The sequence below is a fragment of the Paenibacillus sp. BT-177 genome, from assembly GCF_025846815.2.
GTDB classification, from domain to species: Bacteria; Bacillota; Bacilli; order Paenibacillales; family Paenibacillaceae; genus Paenibacillus; species Paenibacillus polymyxa_C.
Genome location: NZ_JAOYTP010000003.1, coordinates 510840 through 523373 on the forward strand (window position 1 = coordinate 510840; position 12534 = coordinate 523373).

The 12534-nt window shown below is 44.2% G+C and carries 17 protein-coding genes; 10 read left to right on the forward strand and 7 right to left on the reverse strand.

Going from position 1 to position 12534, the window contains the following annotated elements; genetic code table 11:
* The first annotated feature begins 130 nt into the window (after nucleotides 1-130).
* Complete coding sequence (locus OIU26_RS12725) at nucleotides 131-1000, forward strand: AraC family transcriptional regulator (protein WP_013373769.1); 870 nt, start codon at nucleotides 131-133, stop codon at nucleotides 998-1000.
* Nucleotides 1001-1044: 44 nt separating this feature from the next.
* Here the strand turns inward: OIU26_RS12725 and OIU26_RS12730 are convergent, their stop codons facing one another.
* A complete protein-coding gene (locus OIU26_RS12730) occupies nucleotides 1045-1932 on the reverse strand; it encodes a LysR family transcriptional regulator (protein ID WP_264217030.1) in 888 nt (295 codons plus the stop codon).
* A gap of 159 nt (nucleotides 1933-2091) precedes the next feature.
* On the opposite strand from OIU26_RS12730, the gene OIU26_RS12735 reads away from it, so the two are divergent.
* On the forward strand, nucleotides 2092-2832 hold the full coding sequence (locus tag OIU26_RS12735; protein WP_264217031.1) for an SDR family NAD(P)-dependent oxidoreductase: 741 nt from the start codon (nucleotides 2092-2094) through the stop codon (nucleotides 2830-2832).
* 59 nt (nucleotides 2833-2891) lie between these two features.
* On the opposite strand, the gene OIU26_RS12740 is transcribed toward OIU26_RS12735, so the two are convergent.
* Both OIU26_RS12740 and OIU26_RS12745 read right to left on the reverse strand, forming a co-directional pair.
* Nucleotides 2892-3407: a hypothetical protein gene (locus tag OIU26_RS12740; RefSeq protein ID WP_264217129.1), complete on the reverse strand. Its 516-nt coding sequence runs from the start codon at nucleotides 3405-3407 to the stop codon at nucleotides 2892-2894.
* Between the two features lie 155 nt (nucleotides 3408-3562).
* On the reverse strand, nucleotides 3563-3913 hold the full coding sequence (locus OIU26_RS12745; RefSeq protein ID WP_107733890.1) for a winged helix-turn-helix transcriptional regulator: 351 nt from the start codon (nucleotides 3911-3913) through the stop codon (nucleotides 3563-3565).
* Nucleotides 3914-4076: 163 nt separating this feature from the next.
* Between OIU26_RS12745 and OIU26_RS12750 the strand changes: the two genes are divergently transcribed.
* On the forward strand, nucleotides 4077-4628 hold the full coding sequence (locus tag OIU26_RS12750; protein ID WP_165082112.1) for an NAD(P)H-dependent oxidoreductase: 552 nt from the start codon (nucleotides 4077-4079) through the stop codon (nucleotides 4626-4628).
* Between the two features lie 32 nt (nucleotides 4629-4660).
* Nucleotides 4661-5371 carry an SDR family oxidoreductase gene (locus tag OIU26_RS12755; RefSeq protein ID WP_064962806.1) on the forward strand — a complete coding sequence of 237 codons (711 nt, stop codon included), beginning with the start codon at nucleotides 4661-4663 and terminating at the stop codon, nucleotides 5369-5371.
* Nucleotides 5372-5484: 113 nt separating this feature from the next.
* Here the strand turns inward: OIU26_RS12755 and OIU26_RS12760 are convergent, their stop codons facing one another.
* On the reverse strand, nucleotides 5485-6267 hold the full coding sequence (locus OIU26_RS12760; RefSeq protein WP_043886073.1) for a YheC/YheD family protein: 783 nt from the start codon (nucleotides 6265-6267) through the stop codon (nucleotides 5485-5487).
* A gap of 226 nt (nucleotides 6268-6493) precedes the next feature.
* On the opposite strand from OIU26_RS12760, the gene OIU26_RS12765 reads away from it, so the two are divergent.
* The 4 genes from OIU26_RS12765 to OIU26_RS12780 all read left to right on the forward strand — a co-directional run bounded on the left by OIU26_RS12765 (nucleotide 6494) and on the right by OIU26_RS12780 (nucleotide 9094).
* Nucleotides 6494-7039 carry a glutathione peroxidase gene (locus OIU26_RS12765; RefSeq protein ID WP_264217032.1) on the forward strand — a complete coding sequence of 182 codons (546 nt, stop codon included), beginning with the start codon at nucleotides 6494-6496 and terminating at the stop codon, nucleotides 7037-7039.
* Between the two features lie 134 nt (nucleotides 7040-7173).
* The gene (locus OIU26_RS12770; RefSeq protein WP_264217033.1) at nucleotides 7174-7752 is read left to right on the forward strand and encodes a TetR family transcriptional regulator; all 579 of its coding nucleotides are present in this window, start codon (nucleotides 7174-7176) and stop codon (nucleotides 7750-7752) included.
* 28 nt (nucleotides 7753-7780) lie between these two features.
* A complete protein-coding gene (locus tag OIU26_RS12775) occupies nucleotides 7781-8521 on the forward strand; it encodes an SDR family oxidoreductase (RefSeq protein ID WP_013373776.1) in 741 nt (246 codons plus the stop codon).
* Between the two features lie 36 nt (nucleotides 8522-8557).
* Nucleotides 8558-9094, forward strand: coding sequence for a Crp/Fnr family transcriptional regulator (locus OIU26_RS12780; RefSeq protein ID WP_064962810.1), 537 nt, complete (start codon nucleotides 8558-8560; stop codon nucleotides 9092-9094).
* Here the strand turns inward: OIU26_RS12780 and OIU26_RS12785 are convergent.
* The 3 genes from OIU26_RS12785 to OIU26_RS12795 all read right to left on the reverse strand — a co-directional run bounded on the left by OIU26_RS12785 (nucleotide 9027) and on the right by OIU26_RS12795 (nucleotide 11030).
* Nucleotides 9027-9548, reverse strand: coding sequence for a DinB family protein (locus OIU26_RS12785; RefSeq protein ID WP_165082118.1), 522 nt, complete (start codon nucleotides 9546-9548; stop codon nucleotides 9027-9029). The two genes, OIU26_RS12780 and OIU26_RS12785, sit on opposite strands and share 68 nt — an antisense overlap.
* 64 nt (nucleotides 9549-9612) lie before the next feature.
* Nucleotides 9613-10557 carry a helix-turn-helix transcriptional regulator gene (locus OIU26_RS12790; protein WP_264217034.1) on the reverse strand — a complete coding sequence of 315 codons (945 nt, stop codon included), beginning with the start codon at nucleotides 10555-10557 and terminating at the stop codon, nucleotides 9613-9615.
* A 116-nt stretch (nucleotides 10558-10673) separates the two neighbouring features.
* Nucleotides 10674-11030: a nucleotide excision repair endonuclease gene (locus OIU26_RS12795; RefSeq protein ID WP_090737638.1), complete on the reverse strand. Its 357-nt coding sequence runs from the start codon at nucleotides 11028-11030 to the stop codon at nucleotides 10674-10676.
* Between the two features lie 217 nt (nucleotides 11031-11247).
* On the opposite strand from OIU26_RS12795, the gene OIU26_RS12800 reads away from it, so the two are divergent.
* Together OIU26_RS12800 and OIU26_RS12805 are read left to right on the forward strand one after the other, a co-directional pair.
* Nucleotides 11248-11871 (forward strand): acetate uptake transporter, encoded by a 624-nt coding sequence (locus OIU26_RS12800; RefSeq protein ID WP_013373781.1) that lies wholly within the window; start codon nucleotides 11248-11250, stop codon nucleotides 11869-11871.
* 208 nt (nucleotides 11872-12079) lie between these two features.
* Nucleotides 12080-12451, forward strand: coding sequence for a winged helix-turn-helix transcriptional regulator (locus tag OIU26_RS12805; RefSeq protein ID WP_436449143.1), 372 nt, complete (start codon nucleotides 12080-12082; stop codon nucleotides 12449-12451).
* The last annotated feature ends 83 nt before the right edge of the window (nucleotides 12452-12534 follow it).

Below are 12534 nucleotides of genomic sequence, written 5' to 3' on the forward strand. Positions count from 1 at the left end.
ACACTTCTTGTATTGTCCCAAATTTTAATTATGAACACAAGGGGCAGGCTGATGATATCCTGTTCGACAAAAGCACGCAAAGACAGGATGACGGACACCGTGAATGATATGATTACAACCAAGGAAGGTGATGTGGTTGGAATGGTTGCTTCGGATCAAGAACGCACTCGATCTAATGGAAGAAAGAATGCAGCAGCCCCTCGATATTGATGAAATTGCAAAGGCGGCCTACTCGTCGCCCTTTCATTTTCAACGGATGTTTTATATGCTGACTGGCGTTACGGTAGCAGAATATGTGCGCAAACGTCGATTGACCCTGGCTGCTCAGGAATTGAGTCTTTCTACCACCAAAGTACTGGATGTTGCGTTCAAGTACGGATATGATTCCCCCGAATCTTTTTCTAAAGCGTTCCGAAAGGTACACGGTATTTCTCCCTCTGAGGCCAGAAACCCGGGGGTGAACCTGAAGGCCTTTCCGCGCATCACCTTCCATCTATCACTGAAGGGAGATCAGGAAATGGATTATAAAATTGTAGAGAAGGCGGCCTTTACGGTCATTGGGAAGTCCATTCAAGTTACTACTAAGAACGGTGAAAACCTTCGGGAAATCCCAAAATTCTGGGATCAACTTAACGCAGATGGCACATCGGATCGCATTCATGCCTTGGGGACAGGCGATGATATCCTCGGTATATGTCTGGACATGAAGCACGGTGAGGAAACGTTTAGCTACCTTATCGCCGCAGAGGGCAGTGAAGACGTAGCAGCCTCGAACGGATTAGAAGCCAGAACCATCCCGGCTGCAACCTGGGCCGTGTTTACATCCATCGGCCCTATGCCTCACTCGATCCAGAAGGTATGGCAAAGAATTTACCAGGAATGGTTCCCTGCCAGCAACTATGAGCACTCAGGCGGGCCTGAGCTAGAAGTATATACCATGGGAGATACTCATGCTGAGGAATACCGAAGTGAAGTATGGATTCCGATTACGAAAAAATAACCAAACGAACCGGCTGCCTATTGCAGTCGGTTTGATATCTATGCTCACGACAATTGCCCAAGCTCCTGCTTTAACACAGAATATAGCCTTGAGCTTGCCAGCTTCAGCGGTGTCTCGTTTGCTTTACAAAGAAGACCAAAGGTCATATCGATCAAGCTGCCGCTTAATTGCCTCACTGCTGTTCCTGCCGGGACAGGACGGACTAGAATTTGGGGCACAAGGGCAATCCCTAATTCACATTCCACATAAGATTTTAGAGCCGTCATGCTGCCAATTTCCATCGTGTCTAACGTAGTTATTCCATGTTCTTTCATGACCATTTCAAGTTTGCGCCGATAAGGACAGATGGACGACGTAATAAGTAGGCGATGCCCCTGTAAATCTGCGGGTCCAATGCACTCCTTTTCTGCAAGAGGGTGATGTTCAGGCATCAAAACTACAAAATTCTCCTTAAATAAAGGTTCAAAATATAGCTCTGTACCCAAATCCGGGGCAGAGCATAATGCGATGTCCACATCCCCTTGGAGAATACGCTCGCTTAATGTAGGTGTATTACCAAACTCAACAGAAACCCGAATGTGAGGGTAATGGTTTAAGAATCGTTTTAAAATTTCGGGCAGTCGGTAACTGGCGGTCGGTTCAGTCACTCCTATACGAATGTCACCTGCGGTTCCCCTTTGCAGATTCTCCATATTTTCCTGCAGTTGCTCCATGTCTTTTACAATGGGCAAACTTTGCTCATAAAACATCCTGCCAGCTTCAGTTAACTTTATTTTCTTGCCCCGCTCAATTAGTTGAACTCCTAGATCGGATTCCAGCTTCTGTATTTGCATCGTCACAGTGGATTGCGCATAATTCAACGCTTCCGCCGCACGCATAAAACTCCCGTAATTCACAATCATCTGAAATGTTTTGAGTGCTTTAATATCCATTCTCCTACTCCCAAGTCGCTTGTTTAATTCAAGTTTATTGAATTAAAAGTTCAGTTAATTCAATTATACAAAATATAATACATCCTCTACAATGATCCATAACAGATTATATTACTTTTCTCACACAACACTAACGAGTTGGCTAAGGAGCGGATATACATGGATTTACATCAAAAAGTAGCCCTAGTTACAGGCGGTGGTACAGGAATTGGGAGAGCGATATGTATAGAATTAGCAGATCGAAATGCTACGGTAGTCGTAAACTATTCCCGTTCTAAAGACGATGCAGAGGAAACCGTACGTATGATACTTGAACAGGGAGGAAGTGCAATTGCATTACAGGCAGATGTTTCCCAAGATCGGGAAGTACGGGATATGGTCGAGCAGATTGTTCAGCAATACGGCACGGTTGATGTATTGGTGAATAACGCCAGCATTACACATCATATTCTGATGGAAGATCTAGAAGCCGTTACGGAAGAGGTGTGGAATGATCTCTTGGATGTCAATGTGAAAGGCATGTTTTACTGTGCTAGAGCCGTAGCTCCTAGTATGAAGCATAGTCAACAAGGAGCTATCGTCAATCTGGGAAGTATAGCTGGACAAACAGGGCTAGGTTCCTCACTCCCCTATGCAGTATCCAAAGCAGCCGTCCACGGGCTGACCAAATCGTTAGCACGATCCCTGGCCCCTGATATTCGAGTCAATTGCATCGTACCAGGCGCGGTGGCGACAAGATGGTGGGCAGGTAGGGAAGAACAAATGAAACAATTGGCTCCTCATCTGCTGCTACAGCGCATTTCCACACCTGAGGATATTGCCAGCATGGTCTGCTCTGCTTTGGAACAGGAAGCCATGACAGGCCAGATGATTACAGTAGACAGCGGGCAAACGCTATAAGGTACTGAGCTTCTGGATAAAAAACAAGCCGCCTTCTCAGACAGAAGGCGGCTGTTGAGCTATCGAATACCGTCGTTAACTACGTTTTTGCCTAATGGTATCCCCATACTTGTACCTTTCACGAATCTAACAAATAAGTAGCGAACAAGCGGCCCTACAATGCAGAGCTGTAGAGGAAAAGCAAACGCAAAATTCTTAACAACTAAAGATAAGTAATTTTTAAATAATGAGTCTTCTGAAAGACTATTAAAAAAGTAAGCCGTCCCCAAACCATAAAGTGACATACAGAAAACCATGCCAATGACCATACAACATGAAAGGGATAGAATTACAAATAGCTTTTTGGATTTGTCGTACGGTAATGAGAAGGCTATTTTCTTTGCTACTGGACCGACAATACATAATTCCAATACGAAAGCAGTAATAAAACATAAAATAAATTGAAGAAGCATTGCCTTTAGAGACATGGTGCCAATCAAGCCATTTGTATATAGATTATACAATGTCATGAATACGACCATCCCCAAGCACATCATTAAACCAAAATAAAAATTTTCCTTCTTCGTTGTTGGCAATTCCATCATCCCTTCTTTTGCTTTGCTAATTATATAAATAGTCGAAACTCTCACATAAGTGAACATTTTGTGAACAATTCGATAGACACTCTTTTTTAGAACACAAAAAAGGCATCGTTCATCTCAACGATACCTTGCATGTTTCAGTTAAATCCTCAATGATCTACTTTTAAATCTAAGCCAAATCTCTTCAGCTCAATAAAAATACCTTCCAGGCGCTTCCCTTTTTCCGTTAACGAATATTCAACCCGCGGGGGAACCTCCGGATAAACCTTTCTTTCTAATAGACCGTTGTCTTCGAGTTCCCTTAGGCGCAGAGAAAGCGTCTTGGGACTAATTCCTTTCATGGATTTCTGAAGCTGGCTGAATCTCAGTGTTCCTTCGATCAGAAGGTCACGAATAATTAAAAAAGTCCATTTGGTTCCGATTAAATCAAGCGTTTGGGCAATAGGGCACGGCTGGCCTGGTATTCCTTTCGTCAATTCAATAGGTTCTGGGACATGCATAGGAACTCCCTCCACAAAAAAATCTGCTAAACCCAATGGTATCACAATAGTTCCCTTTAGGAAACTATATGAATTAAATATCACTACTTCCATAAATGAACTTACTACATATACAATATCGTCGTAGCCAATAATGTTTTCTCTACTACGAGGAGGTGAAGAGTTGAAAAATATATTAATCATTAATGGTCACCAAAAGTATGACTCTTCTGAAGGAAATCTGAACCAAACATTGATGGACCATATGGTGCGTCTCTTAAGCGAAGAGAACAAAATTAAGACAACGTCTGTTCAGAATGGTTATACCATCAGCGAGGAACAGGAAAAATTTATCTGGGCGGATGTAGTCATTTACCAAACACCTATCTATTGGTTCAGTGTTCCTGGATTATTAAAAACCTATATGGATGAGGTCTATGCCTACGGTGTATTCTTCACGGGTTCTCGCACATATGGGGGCGGAGGTTTATTAACCAATAAGAAATATATGTTCTCGACGACCTGGAATGCTCCAGAAAAAGCCTTTAATGATCCAACTCAATTTTTTAAGGGCAATGGCCTAGAGGCAGCACTCCGTCATTTGCATTCTGCACATGCATTTCTCGGTATGGAGCCCTTAAAAAGCTTTGCATGCTACGACGTCATTAAAAACCCGAATATATATCAGTTTATTACTGATCTCGCAGTTCATTTGAAAGACGTATTCCATGAGTAACAAATCCAGCTAAAACTATAGGAGGGATTCATTTGCAAAACCAAAAGATTGTGATTATAGGTGGAAGTTCAGGTATTGGTTTAGAAACAGCTAAGCAAATCATTTCGTTAGGAGGAGAAGTGATTATTGCCAGCCGCTCTGAAGATAAATTGCACAAGGCCAAAGAGATGCTGGGCCCTCGTGCAACAATATATGTGCTGGACACGACAGATGAGCAGCAGGTAAAGTCTTTCTTCGAAAAAGTGGGCTCCTATGACCATCTTGTAGTGAGCGCGGCAGAAACATCAGGTGGATCATTCCTTCAATCGGAAACAACAGATGCCCGCAAACTATTCGAAAATAAGTTCTGGGGCCAGTATTATGCAGCTAAATATGGGTCTTCCCAACTCTCAACCCAGGGTTCCATTACCTTATTTTCAGGAGTGGTGGCATACAAACCGATGGTCGGGTCCTCAGCACTTGGGGCTGTGAATGCAGCAGTTTCGAATCTTGGTCAGACTTTGGCGTTAGAGCTTGCTCCTATTCGCGTGAATGTCGTCTCCCCTGGCATTATTGATACACCTTCCCGCAGTAAAATGTCTGAAAACACGCGTAATCAATTCTATGGTACGGTGGCGAATAGGCTTCCTGTGAAACGAGTTGGACTTGCGGAGGATGTGGCACGAGGCGTACTTTATTTGATTGAAAATCAGTTTGTGACCGGGACAGTCCTCCATGTGGATGGCGGGCACATTTTAACATAAAAGCTTTGGCTAAGATCGATCAGTCATACAACAAAAGGAGGAGAACGCTCCCGCACCTCTGCTTGGGCGTTCTCCTCCTTATCTTATTCATAAATGATTTAAAACACTTTATCCTAATGATGATGAATACGACGTTTGTTTCTCAAAATGTTGCGAATCATCTTATGATTAGGGAGCTGCCTGAATAACATATGTCCGGGATGCGGATTGGCCTCGATAATCCAGATTTGGCCGCTCTTCTCAACAGCAAGATCGATGCCCAGCTCGCGAACCGGATGATTTTTGTCAATCGTGTCGGCAATAATTCTAGAAAGCTCGATGATCTGGTCCAAAATCTCTTTCATTTTTGCTCTGTCATTTTTAAAAACCCTTAAAAGCACTTTGGATAACGGCGCCGCATGTCCCCCCTTCCGATAATTGGTAACCACTTTTCGGGGTGCAGCAACACGACCGGTTACCCCTGAGATAACCCATTCCGAGTCTGGCTTTTGCATATACACTCTGGCATCAAAAATCGAACCTTTGTACTTGGCTAACTTGAGTCCTTGCTGTACCAAATAACGACGATGAGGTCTTCGGTAGCTTCTAATTGCTCTTCTTACGGCGTGGGATCTAACGACTCTGCGACTGGAGCCGCAACGAACTTCATATCTCCTCCCTACCTTTTTCGCGCGTATGATGCCGGTTCCCCCACTCCCATAATTAGGCTTGATGAAGACTGTGCGATAGGTATCCAGCATCCGTAAAGTCCTTGCATTCGTAATCCAGCGGGTTTCGGGCAAGTGCGAGCGTAAAATGGGATGTTGTTGCATTTCCTTGTATTGAATCATCTTTCCAATGGGCACGAATATCCCTCGATTCTGTTGGGTTTTTGCACACACTACATGAATATGCATCTATATTCTATCTTGGTAACGGCGAATGCCACAGTTTGCTATGTAAGAAGCGAATCTCCTATTTCCTATGTCGAGCCTCCTTTGATTTCAAAAGATAGATGGACAATGTATCTTTACATGACGGGGTTATTGTAAATGCCTATAAAGTTGATTCCAATAATATATTAGACCAATAGCAATTCTGGATATACGATGTGTATAAAATAACGTGAGGAGGAATGTTAACGTGTCTGTTTATGATTTTCAAGCAACCTTAATCAACGGGAAACCGATTGAATTCTCAAACTATAGAGGTAAGGTTCTCCTTATTGTAAACACTGCCAGCATGTGTAGCTTCTCCAGTCAATTCGCTGATCTGCAAAAGCTCTATGAAAGACGGAGGGAACAAGGTTTTGAAATCCTTGCGTTTCCTTGTAACCAATTCAATGAAAAAGAGCCGGGTAGCAATTCGGAGGTTCAGGCATTCTGCCAAAATAACCATGGATTAACCTTCCCGCTATTTGAGAAGACGGATGTAAGAGGCTTATCTGCTCATCCTTTATTTCAATATCTGACCCAACAGGCACCGTTTCAGGGCTTCGATACCCAGACCAAAGACGGTCAATGGATGGAGGAATTCCTACGGGATAAATATCCAGAAATATACGTCGGCGACGGTATCAAGTGGAATTTTTCCAAATTCCTGATTAACCGCGATGGCTATGTAAAAGGCAGATTTGAAGTAACAACAGCGCCCTGTGCTATTGATCCTGTCATCGAATCGCTATTGTAGTTTTTCTGGTCACTTCTTTGGATTCTTTTAAAAAATGAGTATCAAATGACAAAAACAAATATTTGTCATTTGATACTCATTGTGTTATCCTGACTTCAAGGAGGTGACTCACACGGTAAGTTAACCGTGTCTCTATGGAAAAATCCTCAGATATACTGACCAAGGAACAGATTCTCATTGCTACAGAAGACACACTTAGGCGTTTTGGTGTAGCCAAAAGCTCCGTGACGGATGTTGCCAAAGTATTAGGAGTAAGTCACGGCACTATTTACCGACACTTTAAAAGTAAAGCCGAGCTTCTTGAAGGCGTGACCGAAAAATGGCTAAATGAAAAGATTATTGATCCATTAACGGAGATATGTCAGGATTCATCTATGCTAGGAATACCGCACTTAAAACGATATATACAGACCTTGATCGAGCTTAAGCAGTATTATGCCCGCGATGACGAGGAAATGTTCGGGATGTATACTCGGGTCACCGAGCAAGCCGCGGATTTAATCGACCAGCATATCGCCCACATTGTGGATCAGCTCGCTGACATTATTGTGCGCGGGGGCATCACAGCGGATCAGCCGACCCAACTGGCGCGTACGCTTTTCTATGCCACAACCCGTTTCCATCATCCCGCACATGCTTACGAATGGAAGAGTCCGACAATTGATCAGGAGTTTTCAGATGTGTGGATGCTTTTAGAAAAAGGGATATCTTAAAAATATTCGGAAAGAAGGTTGAGCACATATGAAGCATTTGGATGGGAAAATAGCGATTATCACTGGCTCATCCAGGGGAATTGGACGTGCCATTGCTGAGCAGCTGGCTGATCTAGGTGCTGCTGTAGTTGTCAATTATGCCAACAGTCCGGATAGAGCTAAAGAAGTTGTAGCAGGCATTATTCAAAAAGGCGGAAAAGCCATAGCTCTCCACGCTGATCTGGGCAAGATGAGCGATATTGAAGCCTTATTTACCAATACGATTGCTGAATTCGGCAAAGTGGATATTCTGGTTAACAATGCCGGGCTGATGATTACCAAACCTCTGGCTGAGGTGACCGAAGCTGATTTTGACCAACAATTCGCGCTGAATGTAAAAGGTACCTTCTTTGCCTGTCAGCAAGCGATGAAATACATGGAGAATTACGGGAGAATCGTAAACCTCTCCACATCCGTGATCGGACAAATGTTTCCGGCTTATAGCGTATACGCGGGTACGAAAGGCGCGGTGGAGCAATTTACCCGTCAGCTAGCCAAGGAGTTCGGAAGCAGGCAAATTACGATCAATGCCGTGGCTCCCGGCCCTGTCAACACAGAGCTTTTTCAAGCAGGAAAAACAGAGCAGCAGATCGAAGGCATGAAGAAAATGAATGCTATGGGTCGTCTCGGTGAACCGGAAGATATCGCTGATGTGATTGAGTTTCTGGTCAGCGCTAAATCGCAGTGGGTTACCGGACAGACCATCCGCGTCAATGGCGGGTTCATCTAAAAGCTGGAATACATGAAATGGAGGCTATACACGTTCATGATATTACACAAAGGCGAGACCTTATTTCGACAAGGGGAAACTGGCCCTTTATATCACTTAAAAAGCGGCCTGTTAAAAATTATCCGAGTCCATGAAGACGGCTCGCAAATTTTAGTTAATGTAATTGTGCCCGATGAAATCATCCCGCACCACTCCCTCATCAGTCCCAATCCCTATTATGGTACCGCGATGGCGCTGGTCACCTCAGAGATTGAGGTTCTGTCGCAAAAAGAATGGTACCTGAAGCTGGAGCAAGACCCGGCTCAATGTCGAGCCATCGCTTTACAGCTACAGGATAAGCTGCGCATGATGCAGCAACGAATTGACCAGCTCACAGAGGTATCGCCTGCCGAGAAGCTTCGGAAGCTTCAACGCTGGTTCCACTCCTACATCGCACCCGCTACGTTAACAGACGTACTGACGCAGGAGGAAATCGGACAGTTCATCGGGCTACGCCGGGAGACAATTAACCGGCTATTGCGTGCTTCAAGCGCTCCATCTGCAAAAGATGATGACGATAATGCATCTCGATGAGTCTAAACCACTCTCCCGCATTCAACGCGCCAAATCCAGGATGAGAGACGGTAGACGATCCTGTTGATTTCTCAACAGTCGGCTCAATCTCTCTCATTTTACGGATCACCACATTCAATCCTTCTGCAATCTCTTCTTTGCTCGTCGGTTGGGGGGGAGTATACTGCGGAGATGGTGGGACTTGGATACGTATGGGTGGATAGCTTCCCAAGTTAAATGCGGCTGTGCCCGCCTCCGTTTTAGTCCCTTTTTCCCCATTAGACTGTAGACAAAGATCTATGTTCCTAAGATGCATATAAAGAGCAGAGTTCACCAAATGAAGATACATTTGTCCAAGCGACCATTGTCCCTCCTGCGGTGTGTACTGCAATTGCTCCAGGCTAAAGCTGTCCAATTCAAGAAGATAGTGCTGTACCGTTTCTTCAAAACGCTGTAATGTTTCGCTTGTATTCATATAGTAAATGCCCCTCTCTATCAAAGTAGCTTTACTATACAAAAATGCTACTGACAGCATTATGTCAGTAGCATTTCAACATTTTTTCCACTTCTGTCCGGACGCGCTCGCGAAGCGATTCAGGCTCCAGCACTACCACATCTGCACCCCAACCAAGTATCCATGATAGTAATTCCTCTGGGTGTCTAACACGGAAAAATACATGGATTCCATCCTCACGCTCCTCCATGGACTCCATGTAAAAATGGTTCGCTTCCTTCACTTTATCTACAATATCCGAACGGATTTGTATGTGAACATTTATGTGGCGGTCATCAGCTTGCTTATAATCCTGCAAATTAAAATCAATAGGCAACTGATAACTGTCCTCCAGCATGATCAGATCGTTCATACGCGACAAACGGAAATGGCGCAGCTGTTGCCGCAATTCGCATAGTCCAATCAAAACCCACGAACCATGAAGCAGTACCAGACCATAAGGAGCGACCACACGTACGCTTTGGCGATTCCCGTCAGCCTCTGGCATTTTTTTGGAGTAACCAAACCGAACCTTCCGTTTGTCCAATACAGCGATGCGCAGCGTTTCCAAATACGTTTTCTCTGTATGGTTTGTTCCTTTACCCACCGCCAGCAGTCTGATGGTCGTTCGCACCTGGGCAACTTCCCTGCGAACGCTCTCTGGTAAAATAGCTTCGATTTTTCTGCGTGAAGTTTGCGCCTTCATGCCATAGTCTGTATCAAATTTTTGTTCGACAAAATCTGTTCCGATTAGCAGCGCTACAGCCTCTTCTACAGTAAAGCTTACAGGAGGCAGGAAGTATCCCTCCATCAAAGAATATCCAATACCCGGTGCTCCTACAATCGGTACGCCCGATTCGCTGAGAGCCTGAATATCCCGATAGATCGTTCTCACACTCGTTTCGAAAATCGCCGCTAAATCCTCGGCCCGTATAATATCCTTACGTTGTAACTCTAGCAAGATAGCCAGCAACCGGTCGGTTTTGTTCATACTATATCGCCCCGTCCTTGAGAGGATCTAAATGCACGAATTTAAAAGAGCAATAAGGGCAGTGCACGACTGCGGCTTATTGCTCTTTTTTTATAAAGTAGCTGCTTGTTGCTTTGTTACTTATAAAACACTTTTTCAACGTTATATTTAGCCTTTTGCGAATTGATGATGTAGGTTTCATAAATTTCACGATCTACCGCATCTTCCACAATACAGACCTCAATAATCGCCACTTCGTTCCGATTAGCCTTGATCGGCGATACGTTATCTTCAAAATGCTTTTTGATTCTGGGTCTTAACTTTCTTGCTTTACCAACGAACAGTAATTCCTCCTGTGCATTGTAGAACATAAAGATACCAGCCTTATCTCTAGGAATCAGGTGGAAATCTGTAAATCCATAAATATGGCTGAGCTCAGGGTTAACCTGTTTGGTAATTGTGATATCCGGAGTTGGAATCGTTATATTAATCACTATGTCACTTCCTCATTCTATATAGGTGTAAATATTACCACAAAGATGAAGGTAACACCATTCCATAAATTCTTGCCCCATTACTAACAGATCGGGAGGAATTTTATGATTTCCCTACTATGCGGAGTAGGTTGGTTTCCGTTACAATATGTCAGTGTGATTCTGGCATCGGCAGATTGACACGTACTTAAATATTATTGGAGGCTTCTATTTTTTCATGCAAAATGAATCTCATTCTAACGTAAAAATCATAACGGCCGATCCGAGCGCGATCGGCCTGTTTGGCTTGGCCATTGTAACGCTTGTAGCTTCATCCCAAAAGCTTGGTCTCACCGAGGGCTTGAGCTTTATTATTCCTTGGGCTATCTTCCTGGGTGCCTTTGCACAGCTGTTTGCCTGCATTCAGGATGCAAAGCATAACAACACCTTTGGCATGACGGCATTTGGCGCTTACGCCTTCTTCTGGTTAGCCGTAGCTAGTAGCTGGATGATTAAAATGGGCGTATTCGGCTCAGAGCTGGCATCAGCGGTGGATGGTAGGCAGCTCGGCGTTGCCTTTGCCGGCTATCTCATCTTTACGCTCTTCATGACCATTGGAGCCATGGAGACGCACAAGGTTCTATTTTTTATTTTTGTGTTGATTGATTTTCTGTTCCTCGGCCTTAGCTTCGATGCATTCGGCATCGCCCCAGAGGTGTTCCACACCATCGCTGCTTATGCTGAAATGGGCATTGGTCTACTCTCGCTGTACGGTACAGGAGCTGCTGTTCTGAATGCACATTTTGGCCGTACATTCCTGCCTGTAGGACGGCCATTCGGCATTTTCAAACCACGTCCTTAGTTGCATATGTATATCTCCAAAGCCGCCTTTCGCGCCGATCCGCGTTAAGGACGGCTTTGGGGATATAAGGCTGGAATTACTCGGCTTGCTACTAGATGCTGCTTATTAAAGTTAACTTGAAGTCAAGTGCTGCCTTGGATCGTTGTATCTGAACTAAACTGCCAAGTATAATATTGGTATAATAACAAAGTGAAAGGGGATGATATCGTTGAGAAAACGGCTGAACAATGAAGTTAATTGCACGCCGACTAAAGGCTGTCCGGTGGAAGTAACCTTGAGCATTATCGGCGGAAAGTGGAAAGGAATCATTCTGTACGAATTGCTGGGTGGAACTAAGCGGTTTCAAGAACTGCGGCGGGCACTTCCCACGGCCACTCAAAAAATGCTGACCCTCCAACTACGAGAGTTAGAAGCAGACAATCTCATTCACCGTGAAGTTCATCACCTTGTTCCGCCTAAAGTGGAATACTCCCTAACTCCGCTCGGAGCTTCGCTTGAATCAATACTCACCCAAATGAAGGCTTGGGGAGAACGGTTTCAGGCCGAACATCATCTCTCCGACTTTTCAAACCTGAAATAACGAACCAGTGTAATAAATGAAACTGAGGATAAAAAAAGTGCCTAATTTACAATCTCCGCGTGTCGGATTAAGCTAAAGATGCT